Source organism: Flavobacterium sp. 102, from assembly GCF_003634615.1.
Lineage (GTDB): Bacteria > Bacteroidota > Bacteroidia > Flavobacteriales > Flavobacteriaceae > Flavobacterium.
The window spans coordinates 2,462,076-2,486,481 of record NZ_RBKX01000001.1 but is presented as its reverse complement, the minus strand read 5'-3'; the positions used below and the strand labels follow the sequence as shown (position 1 = coordinate 2,486,481).

The window sequence follows — 24,406 nt, the reverse complement described above, 5'->3', positions numbered from 1 at the left end:
GTCACTTTTTAACAAGTGACGGTCTTTTCAACCCAAAAAAAATGGGGCAAACGATAATTTTAAAATATAAACTTAAATCCGAAAGATAACGGAGTGGTTAAGTTTGGAGCACTTCCACCAAGTAAATTAACATAAGCTTGATCCGGAGTAGCTACGTGTGCAATTGAAAAATTGTTAACGGTTGTTTTATCGCCACTATCAGGCTTAATAGTTGTTGATGTAAAGTTGGCTAAATCATAAGAAAACTCAACTGAGAAGTTTTTAGTAACAAAAAAATCAAAACCACCAGACATCGCTACACCAAATTGGGTCACTTTAGTATCTGATTCTTTTTCCTTTCCTGAGATAATTGGTGTTGCCAATTGACCAAAAAAGTAAAGATTTCCGGCTACATTCCAGTATTTTCTAACCAATGGTTCAAACACAACTAGATTTGTATTGGCATTTGTTGTAGAACCAGTTTCAGATTTGATGTTGATCATCCCAACACCGGCGCCAACAGTTACAGATGGAGAAACAAAATAACCTACCAAAGGTAAAACGGTTAAATTAGTCCCTTTTGTATCACCCTCTTTTGTCTGTTGGTAACCAAATTGTGAAGTTGCCCACCATGCGCCTTCTAATCCTTTACTTTTTTCTTGTGCTTGAGCAGTTAAACTAAAAATGGCTAATCCTGCTACTAATAATAATTTTTTCATTTTGATTTGTTAGTTTAAAATTATACCCCAAAATTAGTCGGAAGAATTAGCCCAAAAACTGATATAAATCATTGTTTAAACATTTTTTTTATTGATAATTTCGTCCCCATTTCTGAAAATAATTAGGCATTTGTTTATTACATTTGCCATCCGATGTTGAAAACGATAAACATACTTAACAAACGTGCAAGGTTCGATTACGAAATAATCGAAACTTACACAGCGGGTATTGTTTTAACTGGAACCGAAATCAAATCGATTCGTTTGGGTAAAGCCAATATTACAGAAGGATTTTGTGAATTTCACAACGGAGAATTATTTGCTATCAATACGCAAATTGATGAATACTTGTATGGTAATCAATTCAACCATAAAGCCAAAAGCGAACGCAAATTGTTGTTGAATAAACGCGAGTTAAAAAAACTCGAAAGAGCTATGGATACTAAGGGCTTGACCATTATTCCACTGAAGTTATTTACCAATGAAAAAGGAATGGCCAAATTGGATATCGGACTTTGCCGAGGAAAGAAAACCTATGACAAACGCGAAAGTTTAAAAGAACAAGATACGAAACGTGATATTGATCGTATTAAAAAAGAATTCAAATAAAAAATCCACCTTTTGGGTGGATTTTTCTGTTATTTGAAACCTACGACTTGCTCTTCTGTAGCGAGTACTTCTTCGAGGTATTTTTTGTATTCCGGATAATCAGCTACATTGATATCATCCCAAGGCGTTTTTACTGTTCTAACAATTTTCAAAGAATTTGGTTTAACCAATTCAAAGTTGATAGAATAATTGTGGTCTTTATAGTTATAAGCTTTACTTTCAGGAATCTCGGTGAATTTTTTACCTTCCGGAACATTAAGAAAAATTGTTGAGTTATAGTCAATATTATTTTCATAAGAAATATATTTGATGTCATAATTTCTGGCTTCTTGAGCTATAATGTCACGTGTGTAAACTCTTTCTACAAAAGGAATATCTGTTATTTTTAAATTGCCGACACTCTTAATTTTTTCACTGAGTTTTAATTGGGTCTCAAATTCAATTGCATCTTCAAAAGTGTCATTTTTTATCACTTTAACAGATTGGAGTTTGATTCCCTTTTTGATTTTGGAACTAAATTGCTCTTCCAAATCTTTTTTGCGTACATCTTCCGTAGTTGAATTGGAAAATAATTCATTGTAATAAGACTTATTGGCACCTTTTACAATGTGAGTACTCACATAACTAATATCAGTATCCGTAACATGAACAATACTAGTTGAACTCAATCCGTTCACAATAGCATTATCAAACGGAATTTCAATTATTGATGCTTTTTCATTTTCAGTTTTATCAAATGAAATTACTAAAGCATTTGCTTTGTACAATGACATTGGTAACGCTTTGAAAGGCAAAAATTTATCGGTTAATTCTAAGAATACTTCTTTTCCGTCAATGATAGTTTTGACGATACAATGGTTGAAATCTTTAGAAGGTAAAGACATCATGTGTGCGCTATTTTCATTGGTAGAAACCAAAACCAAATTTGATTTTAATCCGGCCAATTGAGACAAAGCAACAAAAAGTGTTGATACATCTTTGCAATCCCCTAATTTAGTTGTAATGGTTTTAGACGGCTTTTGCGGAACATAACCACTTTGTCTGAAATCTTGTGAACTGTACTTGATATTGTCTTCTATGTAAGCATAAATCTTTTTAGCAATAGCTTCTTGTGACATACCGTTTACTCCATTTGGGAATATACCGTCAAAAGTGGTTTTAGTTATTTTATCTAAAGTCAATGTTTTTTTAACCAAATCAGCATACCAATTCGAAATTTCTTTCCAAGATTTTATAGAACTAATATTAATAGTATTGGTTAAATCGGTAAAATTTTTGGAGAACGGTTCCAATAAAGGCATCGCTGGAATATTATTTCTTTTCCATATATGACAGATCTTATTGTTTATTTTTTTGACAACCGGTGTAATGTTTCCATTATTTAATTTAGAAGAATATTGAATGTTTTCCGGATTGATAATAGCAAAAACAGCTTCAACCGAAGGATAAGTACTATTGAAATAACAATCTAAGTTAAAGTCTTTATAGAATCTTCCTGTCGAATTGCTAAACGATTCATACTCGATGTAAATAACATCACCAACTTTCAAATTAGGAAAAACCAATGTTTCAGAGCCTTCTTCTGCTGGTACAACCGTACCGTCAGTATTTACGATTTCTGATTTTTGAAGTGTAATGCCATAAGTATTTAAATGGTATTCTTTCATTTCCTCAATTCCATTTTCAGCGGTAATTTCATAAATAAGAACTACTTTCGATTTTCTTCCACCTTCAGGTAAAATATTAACAATGTATTCATCTAATAAGGTAACCACTCCATAATCGCTTTTCAATTTAGAATTTCTTCTTTCTTTGATTATTTTGTATTTGTCTTTTACATCAATTTCCTCAATCTCATCGGGTGTTTTGGTAATGTCATACAATTGTTTTCTCAGATTGCTGTTTTCAGGATTGTATTCCAATGATTGTCTCATGTACTTTTCCGCTTCTTTCAAATTTGACATATAATTGTATACCATTCCCTTTCGTTCCATTAAATAGAAAGAATACGGATAAAGCGCCAATGAATTATCAATTTCTACCAATGCTTCAGCATACTTCTTCTCTTCGATAAGTATATTGATGTAATCAGAAGCAACTCCGGTAAAATAAGGATAACAATTTTTTCGTTCGATAAATAAACGCTTTATGTCTTCCTTTCTGTTTGCCTCTCTATAATATCTGATCAATGCGGCCATAGCTTTGAAATTGTCTTTTTTATTAACCAAATCTTCAAGCATTTTGATAGTTTTCTCTTTGTTTTTTTCTAAAGAATCATACAATGGTGCAAAAGTGGTCACATAAAACTCGCTGTTGTGCGATATACTCATAATTTCTTCTGCGTTTTTCATCATGGCCTGAACATTAGAATTTCGGGCATTGATTAAAAAATCAAACAAGTAACCAAAAACCGGTGAAGTCAATTTCTTGGCATTGTCTCGCATCTTTTCCAGTTCTGCAATACTTGCAGATTTTAACCACTCACTATCTATTGCTTTAGTGGCAATAGTATAATAATATTCTGGATCTTGAAGTTCAAGATTTTTTACAATTTCATTTACTTTGGCTGTATCATCTTTATAAGAATAGTATTGACTGATTCTTGTTTTCACAATGGAACTATTAGGATACATGGTATTTAACTCGTCAATAAGATCGTGAGCCAGTTCTAATTTTTTGTTATGAATATAAGCATCGTACAACATGAATTTATAAAACACGTTCGATGGATTTTCTTTTATTTTTTGTGCCAAAAAAATTTCATAATCAGGAGTCAATTCTTCCACTTGTAAAGATTGAAGTGTTGATTTTGTATACTCTTTATATGTATTATGATAAACTAAACTATCTATTTTTTTGTTTTTTGCATCTGTTAACGAAAGAATGAAGTAGTTGTTTCCTCCAGCAATTGAAGACTTAACCAAAATTCTATTCATCCCTTTCGGCAATTTAACTTTTAACTTGAAGGCATTCAAATCAGATAGTTTGTTCAAAGTATTAACATAAACTTCAGTGTCATTTATAAATATTTTCAACGACGAACTCATTCCGAAATTTAACACAACTTCCTGCTCTATCGGATTTTCAACAAACACTTGCGAATACATTATTCCGTTGCCATATTCATCTTCATTAGAAAAAGTATGATAACCTTCATTTTGTATTATTTTTGGATTATACCAACCAATTTTACCGTTACTGTTCGCATCAAATAACTTGTCATTAATTGGATAAACCTCCGGTTCGTACTCAATATCAATACCACTATCGTTTAAGTTTTCGAAAACACCACACAATTGCCAGTTCATAATCGAATTCAATTGTTTGATGTATTTATTATAACCTTCGAGATTTTTGATATTTCTGTCGGCTGTAGCCTTGTAATAAATTACAACCGGATCATCTTTGAAAATCTCTGAAGCTATCAGTGCATCAATCTTTTTATAGGTGTAATCATTAAAACCAACCGTTTGTATATCATCTAAAATAAATTGTTGTTTCAATAATGAAGTCAAATAGTATTTGCTTTCGGGAAATTTCACCAAAGTTGTAATGAATGTTTCATCAAAATCTAATTTCCCGTTTTCGAGTTCAATCATTTTTCCGAGTAAAAAATACTCCACTTTGGTATCGGATGTAGTTTTAAATTCTTTATCAAATAGCTTTTTAGCTTCTGTTCTTTTGTTGGCGAGTAATAAATCCCAAACTTTCTTTTCTGCTGTTTGAGCAAACATAAAAGTTGAGAATAACAAAAAGAAAATTTGGATTTTTTTCATTATACTGATTTAAAAAGGGTTGGTTTAATTTTTATCTTGCAATAACGGTACAAAACGGAATTCTCCAAACTCGTGTTTTTCAAATTGGGTTTCATTTTTACGAATTAACATCGTCATTACTTGGTCACCTTCGCCTAAAGGAATGACCAATCTTCCGCCTACTTTTAATTGTGCCATCAATGGTTTCGGAATAATCGGCGCGCCGGCAGTTACAATGATACTGTCAAACGGAGCATAATTAGGTAATCCTTTATAACCGTCACCAAACGATAAATGTTTTGGGCGAATGCCTAATTTGGGCAACAACGCTGAAGTGATTTTAAACAGCTCATTTTGTCTTTCCACCGAATAAACTTTGGCACCCATCGCCACCAAAACCGCTGTTTGATAACCCGAACCTGTTCCGATTTCGAGTACTTTATCATCTTTCTTTACCTTTAATAATTCGGTTTGAAAAGCTACAGTATAAGGTTGAGAAATGGTTTGTCCGGCCGCAATTGGAAATGCTTTGTCTTGGTACGCAAAGTCTTCAAAACTAGAATTTAAAAACAAATGTCTCGGAATTTTACGAATAGCATCTAAAACATGTTTATCCGTAATTCCTTTTTCTTCCAGCAGTTTAGCCAATTGATTTCGAAGTCCTTGATGTTTGTTGGTATCTTTCAATGTAGGTAGCGATTTATTTTGGTAAAAATAGAAAACAAATTATCAATTATCAATTACCAATTATCAATTAATTTCTATTTTTGTTTAAAATACATTTCTATGCTCAAAGTTGGCGTTTTAGGTGCCGGTCACCTCGGAAAAATACACTTGCGATTACTACAACAATCTGAAAAATACGAACTCGTTGGTTTCTATGATGAAAATCACGAAAACGGAGCCAAAATCGAAGCCGAGTTTGGATACAAACAATTTGATACGATAGCCAAATTAATTCACGCTGTGGATGTGATTGACATCGTTACTCCTACACTATCGCATTATAAATGTGCCAAAGTGTCTATCAAATCGGGGAAACATGTTTTTATAGAAAAACCAATCTCCGCCACAGTAGCCGAAGCGGAAGAAATCATTGCTTTGGCCAAAGAATACAATATTAAAGGGCAAGTGGGTCATGTTGAAAGATTCAATCCTGCTTTTACAGCCGTCAAAAATCAAATAGACAACCCAATGTTCATCGAAACCCATCGCTTGGCCGAATTCAATCCGCGCGGTACCGATGTTCCGGTGGTTTTAGACTTAATGATTCATGATATCGATGCAATTTTGAGCGTGGTCAAATCAAAAGTAAAAGCCGTTCACGCCAGTGGTGTTTCTGTTTTGAGTCAATCCCCTGATATTGCGAATGCCCGAATCGAATTTGAAAACGGCTGTGTCGCTAATATTACTTCGAGCCGTATTTCGATGAAAAATATGCGTAAGTCACGTTTCTTCCAAAAGGATGCTTATATCTCTGTCGATTATTTAGACAAAGTTTGTGAAGTCGTAAGAATGAAAGAAGCACCTGAAGTTCCGGGCGATTTTGATATGATTTTACAAAATGCGGAAGGCGAAAAGAAGCAAATTTATTTCAATAATCCTGAAGTGGCACCAAACAATGCGATTTTGGATGAACTGGAAACTTTTGCCGATGCCATCAATAGTAACGGAACTCCGGTAGTAACTTTAGAAGACGGAACGGAAGCTTTGCGAGTTGCTTATATGATTATCGATTCGATGAATGAAAAATAAAATTCTACCACAAATTCACAAATTACCTATTTTTAATTTGTGAATCTGCGGTTAAATATCAAAACAAACTAAACCAATATAATGAATACAATTGCTGTAATAGGCGCAGGAACGATGGGCAACGGAATTGCTCATACTTTTGCACAAAGCGGTTTTACCGTAAAACTAATTGACGTTTCAGAGAAATCTTTGGAAAAAGGAATGGCCACAATTGCGGCTAATCTTGACCGAATGGTTTCAAAAGGAACCATTACTGAAGACGACAAACACAAAACCATAAGCAACATCATCACTTACACCGATATTAAAGACGGTGTCGTTGGTTGTGATTTAGTGGTGGAAGCAGCGACAGAAAACGTTACGTTAAAACTAAACATCTTCAAGCAGCTAAGTGATATCTGTGACCATAATGTCATATTAGCTACAAACACTTCTTCAATTTCTATTACCCAAATCGCTGCACAAGTTGTTCATCCGGAAAGAGTAATCGGAATGCATTTTATGAATCCGGTGCCGATTATGAAATTGGTAGAAATTATCCGCGGTTACAACACCTCTGACGAAGTGACGAAAATCATCATGGACTTATCGGTGAAATTAGGAAAAACACCAACAGAAGTCAACGATTATCCGGGTTTTGTAGCCAATAGAATACTGATGCCAATGATTAACGAATCTATTGAAACTTTATACAATGGCGTTGCCGGCGTAAGCGAAATTGATACCGTAATGAAACTCGGAATGGCACATCCCATGGGACCGTTACAACTAGCCGATTTCATCGGATTGGATGTTTGTCTTTCTATTTTGAACGTAATGTACGACGGTTTCAAAAACCCAAAATACGCGCCTTGCCCACTATTAGTGAACATGGTTATGGCCGGAAAGCTTGGTGTGAAATCCGGTGAAGGTTTTTATGATTATTCAGAATCTAAGAAAGCTGAAAAAATTTCAAATCAATTTAAATAAAATCTAACCGCAAAGTTCGCAATGGAAATGCAAAGCACGCTAATCCTTTCCGACCTTTGCGAAAACTTAGCGACCTTTGCGGTTAAATTATGAGCAAAATAATCCCTTTCAAAGCGGTCCGTCCAACACCCGATAAAGTAGCATTGGTCACCTGCAGAAACTACGATGATTACAGTTCGGCGGAGCTAGCGGCTTGGTTGAGTTTTAATCCGTATTCGTTTTTGCATGTAATTCATCCTGCGTATATGTATTCGCAGAAAATTACTTTGGACAAACGTTTTAAAGGCGTAGCGCACAAATACCAAGACTTCAAAGATGATGGTGTTTTTATGACAGAAGACAAACCTGCTTTTTTTCTGTATGAAATCAGGACCAAAGCACAGTCTTTCATTGGAATAGTTGCCGGCACTTCAATTGAAGATTACAAGAATAATGTCATCAAAAAACACGAAGATACATTGCAGTATCGCGTAGAATATTTTAAAGATTATTTGCACCAAACGGGTTTTAATACCGAACCGGTTTTGATTACGTATCCAGATAATGCAACTTTAAATTCTTGGATAACTGAAAAGAAAAAAAGTACACCAATTTACAATTATTCTACCACTAATAAAGAGCAACACCAACTTTGGAAAATAGAAACCGAGGAAGAAATCAATTGGTTAATCCAACAATTTGAAAATATTCCTGAGCTTTATATTGCTGATGGTCATCACCGCTCAGCATCGGCGGAATTACTTTATAATGAAGACCAACATTTAGGCAATGAAAATCTGAATTATTTCATGAGTTTTTTGATTGCTGAAAGCAATGTCAAAATCTATGAATTTAACAGAATTATTCGCGATCTGAATGGTCATTCAAAAGATGTTTTTTTAGAAAAACTCTCCGAATATTTCATCATTAAAGACAAAGAACAAGAACTTTGGAAACCGCAAAGTAAGTTTGAATTTGGCATGTATCTCGATGGCAATTTCTATGCTTTGTTTTACAAACAGGGAAACAATGTCAATGATGAAAATTCTATTTTAGGAAATTTAGACGCACAAATTTTATATGATAAAGTTTTGCAACCTTTGTTAGGCATAGAAGATTTGCGAAATGATGAACGCATTGAATACATTCCCGGAAAGCAATCTATTCTAACGATAAAAGAATTGGTAGACGAAGGCGAATTTGAAGTAGGCTTTATGCTCTACCCTTCGGATATCTCTGAAATCAAAGCATTAGCAGATAACAATTTAATCATGCCACCCAAAAGTACGTATATTGAACCTAAATTCAGAAGTGGATTGATGGTTTATGAATTATAATCAAAAAGCAAATGTCAATTAAAGACAATCTTCTCGAAATAAAATCTTCTCTTCCTGAAAATGTAACATTGGTAGCGGTTTCTAAAACCAAACCTGTTGCCGATTTGATGGAAGCCTATAATGAAGGCCAACGCATTTTCGGAGAAAACAAAATCCAGGAAATGACCGAGAAATGGCAGCAAATGCCAAAGGATATTGAATGGCACATGATTGGTCACGTGCAATCCAATAAAGTGAAATATATGGTTCCGTATGTGAAACTGATTCATGGTGTTGATAGTTTGAAATTGCTCAAAGAAATCAACCGTCATGCGGTTCGTTGGCGAAAAAATATTAATTGTTTACTTCAAATTCACATTGCTGAAGAAGAAACCAAATTTGGTTTAGACGAAAAAGAACTGGAAGAATTATTAAATTCAGAAGAATTTAAAAGCTTTACAAATATTAAAGTCATTGGTTTAATGGGAATGGCTACATTTACTGATAATCAAGAGCAAATCAAACGAGAATTCAATCATTTAAAATCGATATTTGACTCGATACAAAAACAACCTACAACCCAAAACTTGCAACCTACAACCCTATCCATGGGCATGTCCGGTGACTACCAATTAGCAATTGACTGCGGAAGCAACATGGTTCGGATTGGAAGTAGTATATTTGGAAATAGATAATTTGAAAATGTGTCAATTTGAAAATTTGAAAAATGAATTTCATTCTGAACACTAAAAACTGAACACTGAACACTTATTTTGTACGCAATACTCGACATAGAAACTACCGGAGGTCAATTTAATGAAGAAGGCATAACCGAAATCGCCATCTACAAATTTGACGGACACGAAATCGTAGACCAATTCATCAGTTTGGTCAATCCTGAAAAACCGATTCAGCCTTTTGTGGTGAAATTGACCGGAATTAATAATGCTATGCTACGCTCTGCACCAAAGTTTTATGAAGTTGCCAAGCGTATTATAGAAATTACTGAAGGTTGTATTGTTGTCGCACACAATGCGTCTTTTGATTATAGAATTTTGCGAACAGAATTTAATCGATTGGGTTATGATTATATCAAACCAACACTTTGCACGGTTGAATTGTCTCAGAAATTAATTCCGGGACAAGCTTCTTACAGTTTGGGTAAACTGGTTCGGTCTTTGGGAATTCCGGTAACCGACAGACATCGTGCCAGTGGTGATGCTTTGGCTACCGTAAAATTGTTCAAAATGATTTTGGATAAAGATGTCGAAAAAGAAATCTTAATCAGTTTAATCAAAGCCGAAATCAAAAAAGGATTGTCGCCAAAGTTACTTGACATTGCTGAAAGCATGCCTAACAGAACCGGCATTTACTACATTCACAACGAGAAAGGCGATTTGATTTATATTGGCAAAAGCAAAAATATTAAAAAGCGAATTAACCAGCATTTCACCGGAACTTCAAGCAAAAGCAAGAAGATTCAGCGCGAAGTTTTTGCCGTAACTTATGAAGAAACCGGTAACGAGTTAATTGCTTTATTAAAAGAAAGCGAAGAAATCAAAATAAACAAACCAATTTATAATCGTGCCCAGCGCAAGACTATTTTTCAATATGCATTGTGTGTTGAAAAAGATGAAAATGGGTATTTGGCCTTAAAAGTTCAAAAAGCGGATGGTCGCAAAAAAGAAATCACTTCGTTTACATCGATTCAGGAAGGCAAAAACATTTTGCATAAAATCACGGCTGAACATCATTTGTGCCAAAAAATTAATGGTTTATACGATACGCAAAACGGTTGTTTCCAATTAAAAATAAAAGAGTGCAACGGCGCTTGTTTAAATCAAGAGCCAACCAATGAATACAACGCACGCGTAGAAGAATTCATCCGTGAAATGAAGTTTGAAAATGACAATATGGTCATTATAGATCGTGGTAGAAATATCAACGAACGCAGTGCTGTTCTCATAGAAAATGGTATTTACAAAGGTTATTGTTTCTTCGATTTAAACTACCAAGTCAACAACATCGAAATCTTGAAAAACATCATTATCCCGATGCAAAATAACCGAGATACAAGAACGATTATTCAATGTTATTTGCGACGTCATAAAGTAATCCGAATTGTAAAATTCTAGGAGATGAAACAAATCAAGAGCAAATACGATCTTTTCAGACAAAAAATTTACATCATTATTTATGGTTCAAATACTTTTGCCGGTCGTCTATTTGACTTGATTTTATTGGGCGTAATTCTTTTGAGCGTACTCTTGGTCATGCTTGAATCTGTTGAAAAATTAGACTCGAAATACCATGAATTTATACTAATCGCCGAATGGGTCATAACCATTTTTTTTACCTTAGAATATATTCTTCGAATCTTGTGCAACCGAAAACCGCTTTCTTATATTTTTAGTTTTTATGGCATCGTCGATTTAATTTCTATTATGCCGATGTATTTGTCCTTTATATTTCCGGGTTCGAGAATGTTATCGGTCATTAGAGCTTTAAGATTATTACGCTTATTTGGGATTCTAAACTTGGTTCACTTCACCGGACAAGAATCACAGTTGAAGTTGGCCATCAAAGCCAGCCGAACCAAAATTATTGTATTTGTCTATTTTATTTTAATTGTCTCGATATTATTAGGCGCTGTGATGTATGTTGTAGAAGGAAAAGAAAGTGGTTTTACCAGTATCCCGACTAGTATTTATTGGTGTATCGTAACACTAACTACTGTAGGCTATGGCGATATCGCTCCGGTTACTACTTTAGGACAAATCATTGCCTCTTTTATTATGATTATGGGTTATGGAATCATTGCGGTTCCTACAGGAATCGTAACCGCTGAATTTTCTAGCTTGAAAAACAAAAAGATTGCCAATGAAATTTCAAAATGTCCTTATTGCACCACCATTTTAACTGAAGAAGCCAAATTTTGCCATCACTGTGGCGAAAAAATTAACAATGACTAATTATCTTATTACTATAATAGGCCCAACAGCTATTGGAAAAACTTCCTTGAGCATTGCTTTGGCTAAACATTTTGGCTGCGATATTATTTCCTGTGACAGCCGACAATTTTTTAAGGAAATGAAAATTGGCACCGCCGTTCCGAGCGAAGAAGAATTGAATTCCGCTACACATCATTTTATCCAAAACAAATCGATTTTTGATTCGTATTCTGTGGGTGATTTTGAGCAAGAAGCTATTGCTAAACTAGATGAATTATTTCAAAAAAAAAGTGTCCAAATTATGGTTGGCGGTTCCGGTTTGTATGTTGATGCGGTATTAAAAGGCTTTGATGATTTTCCGGATATTGATGATGCTATACGCATACAAATTAACACTGATTTTGAAACATTTGGGATAGATTATCTACAGCAAAATTTAAAAGAACTCGATGTTTATTATTTCGAAAAATTGACAGCTGAAAATCCGCAAACGTTACAAAATCCGCAACGCATGAAGCGGTTTGTAGAAGTTTGTATTGGAACCGGAAAACCGTATTCAAGTTTTATTGGACAAAAGAAAAATTCACGTCACTTCACTCCTATTGTCATTGGTTTGGAAGCAGACAGAGCAATTATGTATGACCGAATCAACCAACGTGTTGACATGATGATTAGCGAAGGACTTTTGGTGGAAGCCAAAGAATTATACCCGAACAAAGATTTGAATGCTTTACAAACTGTTGGCTATCGTGAATTATTTGATTATTTTGACGGAAAGATTGGTTTAGAATTTGCCATAGAAGAAATCAAGAAAAATACCCGTCGTTTTGCCAAACGCCAATTGACATGGTTCAAACGAACAGAAAACACAACGTGGTTTGATTATCAAACGGACAAAAAGAAGATTATTGAGCACATAGAACGCCAACTCCAAACTTCTAACTCCTAACAATAAATTGCATGCCAATAGCACCAAACTTTACTTCTAGACTTGAACAGGATTGGGAAATCACTTTTCTCCAATGTTATCCTAATGGCTATTTGAAATATACTGATTTGTGCAACATATTGCAGCTTACAGCCGCTTTGCATGCGGAATTAGGCGGAATTAGTTTCAGCGATATGCAAGTCAATCATCAAGCTTGGGTTTTGAGTAGGATGCGTGTTGAAATCAGTCGTTTGCCAAAATGGAAAGAAGTTGTAACGGTTAAAACCTGGATTAATTCTTTAGAAAATTCCCGTTCGATTCGCTGTATGGAAATGTATATTGGCGATGAGAAAATCATTGGTTGCGAAACTTTTTGGGCCGTTTTTAATACTCAAACGCGGCGTCCTGAAAATTTGGCATTACCACACGAACATTTTGAAAAGTTTGCGGACAGAGCGACTTTACATCCTTTTAGCAAAATTGATTTTCAACACGAAATGCAAATCGTAGGAACGCATCAGGTAAAGCTTTCTGATTTGGATATTGTCAATCATGCCAACAGCGTTAAGTATTTAGAATGGTGTTTGGATTGTCTAGATTTGGCTATTATTCACAATCAAAAAATTGATAGTTTCGAAATGAATTATCTGAAAGAGGTTTCGCTAAACGATACCGTTGAAATCAAACAAAAAACCTCCGAAGAGAATACCATTTTTGCCATTGAGCGTGAGGAAAAAACTTGTTTCGCATTGCAATTGCATTGTAGTTAGCAGTTTGCCTTAGCCCGGATTGTAACGGCATCCTTTTGTAGTTGTAAGGTTTTATAAACCTGACAACTACAAAAGATATAGTGAAAAGCCGGAAATAGCTCCTAAAAAAATCCCCGCCAAAATGACGAGGATTAGAATTATTTTTTTACAACCAGTCTGAAACCTTCACCGTGAATGTTTAGGATTTCAACGTTTGGATCTTCTTTCAAGTACTTGCGCAATTTGGCGATGTAAACGTCCATACTTCTTGAAGTGAAGTAGTTGTCTTCTCTCCAAATTTTGGTTAAGGCTAACTCTCTTGGCATCAAATCGTTTTCGTAAATGGCCATCATTTTCAACAAATCAGACTCTTTTGGAGACAATTTGATTGGTTCATCATTACCTAATTTTAAATAACGTAGTTTTGAATTGAGGAGGAAATTACCAATTTGGAATTCAAATTTAGCCGGTTCATTCTTAGTTTCAGCCGATTTTCTTTGGATAATGGCTTTGATTTTCATCAGCAACACATCAGAGTCGAAAGGTTTGTTCAGATAATCATCTGCACCAACTTTGTATCCTTTCATCACGTCTTCTTTCATTGACTTTGCAGTTAAGAAGATTAACGGTACATCTTTGTTTTTTTCTCTGATTTCTTTAGCCAAAGTATAACCATCTTTGTATGGCATCATGACATCCAAAATACACAAATCGTAATTGTCTTTTTTGAATTTCTCGAAACCTTCCATACCATTTTTGGCTAGCGTAACATCAAAATCGTTTAATGTTAGGTATTCTCTTAGAACGATACCGAAGTTCTGATCATCTTCGACTAGAAGTATTTTTTTATTTGCTTCCATAGTATTTTTTTTTAATTTATGAGTGGGACTTTAATTATAAATGTGCTTCCTTTTCCTTTTTCACTTTCTACAAAAATTTGACAATTGTGATCGTCTAATATTCGTTTTACATAGGCCAATCCTAATCCGTGACCTTTAACATTGTGCAAATCACCAGTGTGTTCGCGATAAAATTTTTCAAATATTCTTTTTTGAGCCGCTTTGGTCATTCCGGCTCCTTGGTCTTTTATTTTGACAATTACAAACTCTTTTACGTTTTCGGTATATATATCTATAACGGGATTTTCCGGAGAATATTTTATCGCGTTATCTAAGATATTAACAAATACATTCGTAAAATGAACATCGTTTAGCAAAACGGTTGTTCTGGTTGCTTCAAAATGCGTTGTTATTGTTCCGCCACGATCATCAATAATTAGATTTACATGGTCAATCGCATCTTCAATTATGCCGTGGATATCATTTGATTCCTTATTAATTTCTAATTCTCTTTTCTCCAATTTAGAAATGCGCAACACATTCTCTACTTGGGCGTGCATTCGTTTGTTTTCATCTCTTATCATTTGAAGATAGCGGTATATCTTCTCTTTATCATCAATCACTTTTGGATTTTTGATAGCATCTAAAGCCAAATTGATGGTGGCAATCGGTGTTTTGAATTCGTGCGTCATGTTGTTAATGAAATCGGTTTTGATTTCAGAAATCTGACGTTGTTTAATTAATTGATTCAGCGCACTTGAATAAGCAATAATTATAATCAAGGTGAAGACTATTGATAAAATTGAAATCCCAATTAATTCAGAAAACAAGAATTTCTTTTTCTGAGGAAAAGTGATTAACAATTGGTATTTGTTGTTACCGTCATTATCAATAAAAATCGGAATAGAATAGGTTGACGTTTTTTCGTATCGGAACCGATCTGATTTTATTTTTGTAGCTAAACCATTGCTGTAAACATTATACTCAAAAGGGGTTTTTACCCCATATTGGTTTAACTCTTCTGACAATAACTTTTGCATCATTTCATTAGAAACCCTTTCTTGTATTGGTCTCAACGCTGCAATGTCTTTATAAAATAATTCAAATTGGGCATTATCTAACAAATCAGTTCTACCCTCTTTTCGAATTTTAATGTCGGGAGTTTGCGTTTGCTTAATCGATGGATTATCGATGTCATCACTATAAATCTCGGTTGTTCTCTTAGAAGTATAGTTTTTAATTTCTCTTAGGCTATCGATTTTTTTATCAAAGAACGATGAAGTAATTCCGTAATCTTCGGAGATGATGCTATTAGAATAGACTATAGTTTCGTTGGTTCTGGAATCTCTTTGATAATAACCAAACTCTAAAAAATCACTTTTATCCGGAGCTTTACCTGTACTGTCAATTACATTATTGTATTTTTCAAAGTAGGTATATTGCTCTTTCTTTTGCAATTTGTCGGCAACATTCCCTAACACTTGTTTTACATGAAATTTAAACTGCTCTTCATTGTTTTCAAATGACTTATTAAACCAGTACACTTGGACAAGAATTATACCGATTAAGGACAAACTCATTAAAATGACTAGTATTCGGAAAAACAATTTATTCATTGAACAAATTTAACATTTTAACATTTATACAATAAATACATTAACCAAACATTAACATCTCGAAATAATTTTATTGATTTTTTAATATTTTAAGAATATTATCCACTTGATTTTTAGTATCTTCCATTGAAATATTGTGGATGATATAATCACTTTTTTCGATCTTTTTTTCTTCGGACCACTGATTTTTCATTCGGTCTAAAACTTGTTCTTTATTGGTTTTATCTCTATCAATAACTCGTTGTAATCGAGTCTCTAAAGGTGCCGTAACTGTAATAATACTATCACAATATTTATAACTACCGCTTTCAAATAAAATAGCAGCTTCTTTAAATACGAAAGGTTGATTTTTATGTTTTTTTACCCAATTATTAAAATTTTGTTTAACGATAGGATGAACAATATTATTGAGTTTTTGAAGTTTGTCGGGATTATTAAATACCAATTGAGCCAATTGCTGTCTATTAATCTTACCGTCAGCAATGACCTCTTTACCAAAAGCATTTTGAACCAATTCAATGACATTTTTGGTTTCCATTATCTTTTTAGCTTTTTCATCAGCAATATAAACAGGAAAACCCAGCGACTTGATATAATTGGCCACTGTAGTCTTTCCACTACCTATTCCGCCTGTTAATCCTATTATTTTTGTCATGACTTTACTTTAAAAAACAATTCAGGAAATGCTTCTTCGGGATTTTGTTTTTGGATTTTAATCTTAATGTAAGATTCTAAAAAACCTCTTCCGTAACCAAAGAACTGTTTGTTAACGGCAACTACAGATAGGAAACCTATTTCTAAACTTTTACTTTGTATTGTAGCCGTAATAAAAATCAACAAGTAATAGAATGCATAACAAAGTATTGGAAAAGGTATTCCAAAAATAAAAAGAAGAATGGCAATCGAAAAACCTACAATAAATAAGGTTGGGAATAAAAAAGTCAGCTTACTGTATTCGGGATACCAACTGTCTAATATTGGTCTGGCTTTTCCAAATTTATTGACTTGAATCGAAAACTTATCCCAATCTATTCTGCGTTTGTGGTAGACAAATGCTTTAGAGAACAATCTAGTATTATACCCTAATTTCCATAATCTGATAGACAAATCAGGATCTTCACCAGGATGAATATTTCCAAATCCATTTGAAGTCTCAAAAGCTTTTTTTGAAATTCCCATATTGAAACTTCTGGGTTGGAACTTACTTAATTTTTCAGAACCACCGCGAATACCGCCGGTCGTTAAAAAAGAGGTCATCGCAAAATTAATCGCTTTTTGTACAGAAGAAAAAGAGTCTAGTGCAGCATCTGAACCTCCAAAACAATCGACATAGTTTGCAGTTAATTCCTTCTCAACATCGGATAAATAATGTTTAGGAATAATACAATCCGAATCAAAAATGATGAAATAATCGCCCTTGGCCTTTTTCATCCCGAAGTTTCTGGAATCACCAGGACCACTGTTTTCTTTGAAGTAATAAGAAATATTCAAGCTGTTTTTAAAATGTTCTATTTCTTCTTTGCAAGGAATTGTGGAACCATCTTCAATAATTACAATCTCATAGGGTTTATTAAAATCAGAAATCAATAAACTCTCTAATAGTTCTTTGATTTCATCTGGTCTGTTATAAACTGGAATAATAATTGAGAAATACATGGTCTAAATTTTAACTTTGTTCAGTTCGACCTTACGGTCTCGGGTAACAAAGATAAGTCTTATACAAAAGAAAAACCACCTAAAATTTAGGTGGTTTTAATTATAAAACTAAATGTAAAAACTATTCTTTGATAACTCTGATAGTTTTTGATTGATTATCTGCTGCAGTTACTTTAACTAAATAAGTACCACTTGCTAAACCTGTCATATCTACTTGTCCTAAATTAGCTCCAATTGTATTAGTGCTCATTTTTTGACCTAGCAAATTGTATACTTCAACACTAGAAATTTCTTGGCTATAAGAAAGATTTAAAACATTCTTAACCGGATTTGGATAATGTTCAAAATTAGAACTATCAAAACTTTCATTAGATAACAATTGGTTTTTCGAAACTCTTAAACAGAAAGAACCAACCGCTACATCACTATAGCCTGAAACTCTTACATAATAAGTTGAATTGGCAGTTACCGGTGAATCTAGTATTAATGAGTTCCATGAAAATCCATTTGGTTGTACTACAACTCCACCATCATTATCACAATCAATCTCAGTTAAAGCACCACAAGTACCTGAATAAAGTGCTACATCTGTATCATATAAAGTTCCTCCTAAAAAGTCAGTAGAAATATCAACAGTAGCCGCATCAGAAGGCGCAACAAATGAATACCACACATCATTTTCACCATAATTGAAACAAACTGCAAGTGCAACACCAGAATCTGTTGCTCCTAAATTGGTACCATTGGTGTTAGTACCATTACAGAATGTATCATCTACAACTAATACAGTTGCTCCTAAACAGTCGTCATTAGCCGGAGCTGGTGGAGGTGTTACTGTTAAGACACCATTCCCGAAAGTTGCACCATCCCAAATGCTTCCATTGTTTGGAGCATCAGCATTGATACCACCATAAACATAAGCACCATTATCTAAATTAAAACGTGTAGCATAGTAATAGGTTCCAGGCGCTAATGTAGCACCAATAGTAGCCTGATATTCATCATTGTTTCCAATATTACCAGCATTATGAGTAGCAACAACCCAATCAGTCCAAGTGTTAGGATTCGTATTTGTAGTACTATATCCAACCCAAGCATTGATTCCAGGAGCTTGTCCATCAATATTTGGAGCAACGTCTGTTAGTCCTCCTTCGTATACTTGTCCATAAACAGTTACATTTCCACCTTGAGTAATTGTTGCTGTTGGAGGCCATTGTAAACTCACATAATCAGGTAATGCTGCCGATGGAATACCACAAATAACTGAACGAGTTCTATTATCGGCATTAGCAACACAGTTATTATCTGCATGTGTATAAAATCTAATTTGACCATCAATGGTTGAAACCCAAGTTACCGGTGTAGTCCCATAAGCTGCAGCAGTTGTACCACCATCAGCACTAATAGTAATTAAATCTGTAGCTATTGAACTATTGAAAACATAAGTCTGTCCTAAAACAACATTAACTGTTGAGTATTCTCCAGCATAACCTGCTGCAGTGATAACATTATCAGTTAAACCATCACAAGTCTCAGGAGTATAAGCAGCACCCGGCCATTGACCATTTGGTGCATTCAAACAATATCCCGGTGCAGGAATAGTGGTAAAACTCCATTCTACACATCCTACAGCTGAACCTCCAACATTTTTAGGAACTATTTTCCAATAGAAAGTTGTATTAAATCCTGTGATGTTAATTGGTGTAGTAAGTGTTAAATAATTACCAACTAATATAGTTGCATTTCCAGGTGTTAAACCATAATATAAATCATAGGATACAGCAGGATCTCCTGTTGTTGGAGCTGTCCAAGTAAAATCAACTGTTCCCGGAACTACATTAGTGGCTCCATCAATTGGTGCAACATTACCTGCACAACTAGGAGCAAGAGTCGTATTAAAAGTAAACGGTCCTGCCCAAGTACTAAAACTTGAACCAAGAGTACACTCATCTCTCACATAAAATTCATAAGCGGTTTGTGGTAGTAACAAAGTAGCCGGATAAGTATTTCCTGTTACATTCACTCCAGTATCGTCTGGAGTTCCAGGAACCCCTGTTCCAGCAGGCTGTATAACAACTTCAGCGTTAGCTGCACCTCCTGAGGTCCAAGTTAAATTAGCTGTTGTAGAAGAAGTAACGTTAGCAATACCAGCTGTTGGGCTTAAACAAGCAGGAAGAGCTACTACTAAAGTGTAATCTTCAGACTGACCCCATCCAGTGTTTACAGTATTACAGGAATCAGAATAACCGGCAAATTTCTTTATCACCCTCATTCTTGTGTTTCCTGCAAGAGCATTACCAGGTGCAGTTATGCTACCTACAAGTTCTACTGCATCAGCACCGGTTGAATTGACAATAGTACCAATATCGTATGATTCACCTGCATCTGTGAAATCATTGTTTTGATTCCAATCAATAAAAACACGGAGATAAGTTGTATAATTACCATCTGTATTACCTTTTAAAGTAATAGGGTAAGTACTTCCAGAAAACACATTTCCAGTGATGGCTGTGTAATCTTCATGTGCAATGATAGTGGTGCCATTGTTTGCACCAACTAAAGCGGAACTGGTGTTATTAATTCCTGCAAAATTCACCAACGTAATTGGTTCTACATTGTTGGTAAAAGTTAATGGTCCACAATAGGGTGCCGGAAATTGGGCAAGTGCCGTAAAACTGACCAATGATAATAGTAGAAATGTAATTTTCTTCATAAATAATTATTTATTTGTATGTTAATTTGATAAAAATAAGAAAAAAAAGAAAAACCACCTAAATTTTAGGTGGTTTTAATTATAAACAAAATATAAAATATTATTCTTTGATTACTCTAACAGTTTTTACTTGGTTATTGGCAGTAACTTTAACTACGTAAGCCGCGCTAGGCAAGTTTGACATATCAATCTGAGCTTGGTTAACATTAACTGAATTAACACTGACTCTTTGACCTAACAAATTATAAATTTCAACACCAGAAACCTCTTGACTGTAAGATAAATTTAAAATGTTTTTAACAGGATTTGGATAGTAAGTGAAATTACTATCATTAAAGTCTTCATTTGACAACAATTGATTTCTTGAAACTTTCAAACAAAAAGTACCAACTTCATCAACGTCGTAACCTGAAACTATTACATAATAAATTGAATTGGCAGTTACCGGTGAATTATCATCGGCATGGGTATAAAATCTAACTTGAACATCAATGGTTGAAACCCAAGTTACCGGTGTAGCTCCCATAAACTACCGCAGTTGTGCCACCATCAGCACTAATAGTAATTATATCTGTTACTATAGAACTGTTGAAAACAAAAGTCTGTCCTAAAACAACATTAACTATTGAGTATTGTAAATGAGAACGGAAGCGCAACAGTGTAGTTTACGTCATCCAAAGCTCTAGCTGCAGTTCCACTAGCGACCGTTTGTGTAGCTAAAACAGTCGAACCGGTTAAAAGCGTATAAGCACCATCACTCTGTAAAAAAGAATAGGAACTTACTTGAGTATTTACATGAAACACACTTAATATTGCAAAGAGCAATAAGGTAATTTTTTTTATATTATTAGATTAAAAGTTGATAGCTATTAATTAAAAAAAACTCACAAATTTTTGTGAGTTTTTTTAATTAATTTACTGAAAAATTCCTATTTTTTTATACTTGGAATATGCGTCATTTCGTTTGCTTCTGCAGTGTAATCCACTTCCTCGAAACCAAAACCAAACAAGTTTAAAAAGTCTTGTTTATAGCCTGCCAAATCACCTATTTCGGTTAGATTTTCAGTAGTAGCGGTTTCCCATAAAGTTTTAATTCTTGCTTGAATATCCTCTCTCATCTCCCAATCATCAATTCTGATTCTGCCTTTTTCATCTGTTGGTATTGTTGAACCCGTGTAAAGTCTTTCTGAAAATAATCTTTGAATCTGTTCGATACAACCTTCATGAACTCCTTCGGCTTTCATTATTTTATACAATAAAGAAATGTACAATGGAATTACAGGAATGGCAGAACTTGCTTGTGTTACTAATGCTTTGTTCACCGAAACATATGCTTTTCCTTCAATCGATTTTAAACTGTCAGTAATTTCAAAAGCTGTAGCTTCTAAATGATCTTTGGCTCTTCCTATAGTTCCTTTTCTATAAACCGCTTCCGTAACTTCAGGTCCAATATAAGAATAAGCAATCGTCGTAACTCCTTTCGCTAAAACACCGGCATTAGAAAGCGCTTCCATCCACATTGACCAATCTTCACCGCCCATAACCACAACTGTATTGTCAATATCGTCTTGGTTCGCAGGCTCAATAGTAACTTGGGTTACATTTCCGGTGTGGAAATCTACTGTTTTATTGGTAAAGGTGTTACCGATTGGTTTCAACGTTGAACGATGTAAAACTCCAGTTACGGGATGCATTCGAACAGGTGATGCCAAACTGTAAATAATCATATCAACCTGACCTAAATCAGCTTTGATTAAATCAATTGTTTGTTGCTTAATCTCATTTGAAAAAGCATCACCATTGATACTTTTGGCATACAAACCTGCTTTTTGAGCTTCTTGTTCAAAAGCGGCAGTATTGTACCAACCCGGAGTAGCAGTTTTTCCTTCAGAAGGTTCTTTTTCAAAGAAAACACCAATAGTTGCAGCATCAGAACCAAAAGCACTGGTAATTCTTGAAGCCAATCCGAAACCGGTTGAAGCACCAATCACTAAAACTTTTTTAGCACCATCAATGGTTCCTTTAGATTTTACATAATTGATTTGGTTTTTAACACTTTGTGCACATCCGTCCGGGTGAGCTGTTAAACAAATAAACCCGCGCATTCTTGGTTCTATAATCATATTCTATGAAATTAAGTTGTCTGTATATTTAAATTAAAGTAGTACAAAATTAATAAATTAAAACGGTTAGTTTAGTAATGCTTTGGCATGATTCAATGCCGAATCTGAAATATCTTTACCGGAAAGCATTTCTGCAATTTCAATGATTCGTTCGTCATTGGTTAACAATTTCAATTCGGAAACAGTGTTTTCATCCAATACCGTTTTGAAAACCTTATAATGAGTATTTCCTTTGGCTGCAATCTGAGGCAAGTGAGTGATGGCAAAAACCTGCATGGTCTGACTCATTTCACGCATAATCTCACCCATTTTATTGGCAATCTCACCCGAAACTCCGGTATCAATTTCATCAAAAATAATCGTTGGTAACTTAGAGTATTGAGATAAAATAGATTTTACAGCCAACATAATTCTTGACATTTCTCCACCGGAAGCGACTTTTTTCAATAAGCCGAAATCAGTTCCTTTATTAGCCGAAAACAAAAACTGCAAACTGTCTTTTCCATTATTATAATAGGTGTCCGAAACTACAACATTAATCTTAAAGCGAACATTTGGCATGCCTAATAAATTCAAGATTTCAATCAGTTTGTTGCTGAGATTTGGTATCGCTTCACTCCTACTGTGGCTGATTTTAGTCGCAATCGAATCCAATTGATTTTCAAAATCTTTAATGCCATTTTCAAGTTTACTGATTTCTTCTTCTAAAGTCACTACCGAAACCACTTTGCTTTCCAAGTCATTTTGAATATCAATCAATTCTTCCACCGTCAACACTTGATGCTTCTTTTGCAAACTGTAAATCAGTTGTAGTTTTTGATTGACTAATTCTAATTTTTCAGGATCATTAAAGACTAGTTCTGATTCGCGATTCAACTCTTTGACAATGTCATCAAATTCAATTAAAATCGAATTGGTGCGTTCAAAAAGGGATTCGTATTCTGCAGAAAAACTGGTATTTTTTTGAAGTATAGATTTGAATTCTTTTAGGTTTTTCAACAAACCAAATTGGTCTTCATTGGCCAAAGCCAAAAGCGCTGAAAGATTTTCTTTGATGAATTCAACATTATTCAGTGCTTCATAAGTTTTTTCTAATTCTTCAAGTTCACCAACTTTTAAATTAGCCGAATGCAATTCGTTGAAGATGAATTCGTTATAATCTTTTTCTTTTAAAATGGCTGACAAACTTGTCTTTTTGGTTTCCAAAGCCGTTTTAGCCGAACGGTATTGTTTCAGAATTGACGAATATTCCGCTCTGAATTCTTGATTACTAGCAATTGCATCAATGATTTTAAACTGGTATTCTTCTTCGGACAATTCTAAGGTTTGGTGTTGCGAATGCACATCGATTAAGTAAAAACTCAAATCTTGCAGTTGCTGTAAATTGACTGGACTGTCGTTTACAAATGCTCTCGATTTTCCCGAAGGTAAAATTTCCCTCCGAATGATGGTTTCTTCTTCATAGTCCAAATCATGGGCTTCAAAGAAAGACTTCAAATCATATTTCCCGATGGCAAAATTGGCTTCAACGATGCATTTTTCTTCTTTGTTTTTCAGTGAAGTTAAATCGGCTCTTTTACCGAGAACCAATCCTAAAGCACCTAGAAGTATTGATTTTCCGGCTCCGGTTTCACCGGTTATAATTGAAAAACCCTTAGAAAAATCAATATTTAATTTTTCAATTAAGGCAAAATTTTCAATTGAAAGTGAAGTAATCATTTGCAGAAAATGTGGTAAAGTTTAAGTAGTA

General features: G+C 34.4%; 21 protein-coding genes. 9 read left to right on the top strand and 12 right to left on the bottom strand.

The features are described 5' to 3' along the window. Nucleotides 1-59: 59 nt before the first annotated feature. Nucleotides 60-698: an outer membrane beta-barrel protein gene (locus C8C84_RS10695; RefSeq protein WP_121313632.1), complete on the bottom strand. Its 639-nt coding sequence runs from the start codon at nucleotides 696-698 to the stop codon at nucleotides 60-62. Between the two features lie 153 nt (nucleotides 699-851). Here C8C84_RS10695 and smpB point away from each other — a divergent pair, with 153 nt between their 5' ends. Continuing rightward, nucleotides 852-1,307, top strand: a complete 456-nt coding sequence (gene smpB, locus C8C84_RS10690; RefSeq protein WP_121313631.1) for an SsrA-binding protein SmpB — start codon at nucleotides 852-854, stop codon at nucleotides 1,305-1,307. Between the two features lie 29 nt (nucleotides 1,308-1,336). Here smpB and C8C84_RS10685 read toward each other — a convergent pair whose 3' ends face one another. Both C8C84_RS10685 and C8C84_RS10680 read right to left on the bottom strand, forming a co-directional pair. After that, the gene (locus C8C84_RS10685) at nucleotides 1,337-5,083 is read right to left on the bottom strand and encodes a transglutaminase domain-containing protein (RefSeq protein WP_121313630.1); all 3,747 of its coding nucleotides are present in this window, start codon (nucleotides 5,081-5,083) and stop codon (nucleotides 1,337-1,339) included. Nucleotides 5,084-5,107: 24 nt separating this feature from the next. Beyond that, nucleotides 5,108-5,749, bottom strand: coding sequence for a protein-L-isoaspartate(D-aspartate) O-methyltransferase (locus C8C84_RS10680; protein WP_121313629.1), 642 nt, complete (start codon nucleotides 5,747-5,749; stop codon nucleotides 5,108-5,110). Nucleotides 5,750-5,848: 99 nt separating this feature from the next. On the opposite strand from C8C84_RS10680, the gene C8C84_RS10675 reads away from it, so the two are divergent. The 8 genes from C8C84_RS10675 (at nucleotide 5,849) to C8C84_RS10640 (ending at nucleotide 13,730) form a co-directional block, all read left to right on the top strand. Then, nucleotides 5,849-6,817 (top strand): Gfo/Idh/MocA family protein, encoded by a 969-nt coding sequence (locus tag C8C84_RS10675; RefSeq protein WP_121315043.1) that lies wholly within the window; start codon nucleotides 5,849-5,851, stop codon nucleotides 6,815-6,817. Between the two features lie 81 nt (nucleotides 6,818-6,898). Then, nucleotides 6,899-7,786 carry a 3-hydroxyacyl-CoA dehydrogenase family protein gene (locus C8C84_RS10670; RefSeq protein ID WP_121313628.1) on the top strand — a complete coding sequence of 296 codons (888 nt, stop codon included), beginning with the start codon at nucleotides 6,899-6,901 and terminating at the stop codon, nucleotides 7,784-7,786. An 89-nt stretch (nucleotides 7,787-7,875) separates the two neighbouring features. Next, nucleotides 7,876-9,102: a DUF1015 domain-containing protein gene (locus tag C8C84_RS10665; protein ID WP_121313627.1), complete on the top strand. Its 1,227-nt coding sequence runs from the start codon at nucleotides 7,876-7,878 to the stop codon at nucleotides 9,100-9,102. Nucleotides 9,103-9,113: 11 nt separating this feature from the next. Further along, nucleotides 9,114-9,776 (top strand): YggS family pyridoxal phosphate-dependent enzyme, encoded by a 663-nt coding sequence (locus C8C84_RS10660; protein ID WP_121313626.1) that lies wholly within the window; start codon nucleotides 9,114-9,116, stop codon nucleotides 9,774-9,776. A 78-nt stretch (nucleotides 9,777-9,854) separates the two neighbouring features. After that, entirely contained in the window at nucleotides 9,855-11,216 is a 1,362-nt protein-coding gene (locus C8C84_RS10655) for an exonuclease domain-containing protein (protein WP_121313625.1), read from the top strand. A 3-nt stretch (nucleotides 11,217-11,219) separates the two neighbouring features. Then, nucleotides 11,220-12,053, top strand: coding sequence for an ion transporter (locus C8C84_RS10650; RefSeq protein WP_121313624.1), 834 nt, complete (start codon nucleotides 11,220-11,222; stop codon nucleotides 12,051-12,053). Further along, entirely contained in the window at nucleotides 12,046-12,981 is a 936-nt protein-coding gene (gene miaA / locus C8C84_RS10645) for a tRNA (adenosine(37)-N6)-dimethylallyltransferase MiaA (RefSeq protein WP_121313623.1), read from the top strand. The genes C8C84_RS10650 and miaA overlap by 8 nt, the downstream gene beginning before the upstream one ends. Nucleotides 12,982-12,992: 11 nt before the next feature. Next, nucleotides 12,993-13,730 carry an acyl-[acyl-carrier-protein] thioesterase gene (locus C8C84_RS10640; RefSeq protein ID WP_121313622.1) on the top strand — a complete coding sequence of 246 codons (738 nt, stop codon included), beginning with the start codon at nucleotides 12,993-12,995 and terminating at the stop codon, nucleotides 13,728-13,730. 137 nt (nucleotides 13,731-13,867) lie between these two features. Here the strand turns inward: C8C84_RS10640 and C8C84_RS10635 are convergent, their stop codons facing one another. The 9 genes from C8C84_RS10635 to recN all read right to left on the bottom strand — a co-directional run bounded on the left by C8C84_RS10635 (nucleotide 13,868) and on the right by recN (nucleotide 24,375). After that, the gene (locus tag C8C84_RS10635) at nucleotides 13,868-14,569 is read right to left on the bottom strand and encodes a response regulator transcription factor (RefSeq protein ID WP_121313621.1); all 702 of its coding nucleotides are present in this window, start codon (nucleotides 14,567-14,569) and stop codon (nucleotides 13,868-13,870) included. Nucleotides 14,570-14,580: 11 nt separating this feature from the next. Beyond that, nucleotides 14,581-16,164: a sensor histidine kinase KdpD gene (locus C8C84_RS10630; RefSeq protein WP_121313620.1), complete on the bottom strand. Its 1,584-nt coding sequence runs from the start codon at nucleotides 16,162-16,164 to the stop codon at nucleotides 14,581-14,583. A gap of 70 nt (nucleotides 16,165-16,234) precedes the next feature. Continuing rightward, nucleotides 16,235-16,819: a dephospho-CoA kinase gene (gene coaE / locus C8C84_RS10625; RefSeq protein WP_121313619.1), complete on the bottom strand. Its 585-nt coding sequence runs from the start codon at nucleotides 16,817-16,819 to the stop codon at nucleotides 16,235-16,237. Continuing rightward, entirely contained in the window at nucleotides 16,816-17,820 is a 1,005-nt protein-coding gene (locus tag C8C84_RS10620) for a glycosyltransferase family 2 protein (RefSeq protein WP_121313618.1), read from the bottom strand. The genes coaE and C8C84_RS10620 overlap by 4 nt, the downstream gene beginning before the upstream one ends. Nucleotides 17,821-17,941: 121 nt before the next feature. Then, a complete protein-coding gene (locus tag C8C84_RS10615) occupies nucleotides 17,942-20,533 on the bottom strand; it encodes a T9SS type A sorting domain-containing protein (RefSeq protein WP_121313617.1) in 2,592 nt (863 codons plus the stop codon). Between the two features lie 100 nt (nucleotides 20,534-20,633). Continuing rightward, nucleotides 20,634-21,059 (bottom strand): T9SS type A sorting domain-containing protein, encoded by a 426-nt coding sequence (locus C8C84_RS10610; RefSeq protein WP_121313616.1) that lies wholly within the window; start codon nucleotides 21,057-21,059, stop codon nucleotides 20,634-20,636. 92 nt (nucleotides 21,060-21,151) lie between these two features. After that, on the bottom strand, nucleotides 21,152-21,358 hold the full coding sequence (locus tag C8C84_RS10605) for a hypothetical protein (RefSeq protein WP_147406840.1): 207 nt from the start codon (nucleotides 21,356-21,358) through the stop codon (nucleotides 21,152-21,154). A 104-nt stretch (nucleotides 21,359-21,462) separates the two neighbouring features. Beyond that, nucleotides 21,463-22,656, bottom strand: coding sequence for an enoyl-ACP reductase FabV (gene fabV, locus C8C84_RS10600; protein WP_121313614.1), 1,194 nt, complete (start codon nucleotides 22,654-22,656; stop codon nucleotides 21,463-21,465). A 66-nt stretch (nucleotides 22,657-22,722) separates the two neighbouring features. After that, nucleotides 22,723-24,375, bottom strand: a complete 1,653-nt coding sequence (gene recN / locus C8C84_RS10595; RefSeq protein WP_121313613.1) for a DNA repair protein RecN — start codon at nucleotides 24,373-24,375, stop codon at nucleotides 22,723-22,725. Nucleotides 24,376-24,406 lie beyond the last annotated feature (31 nt).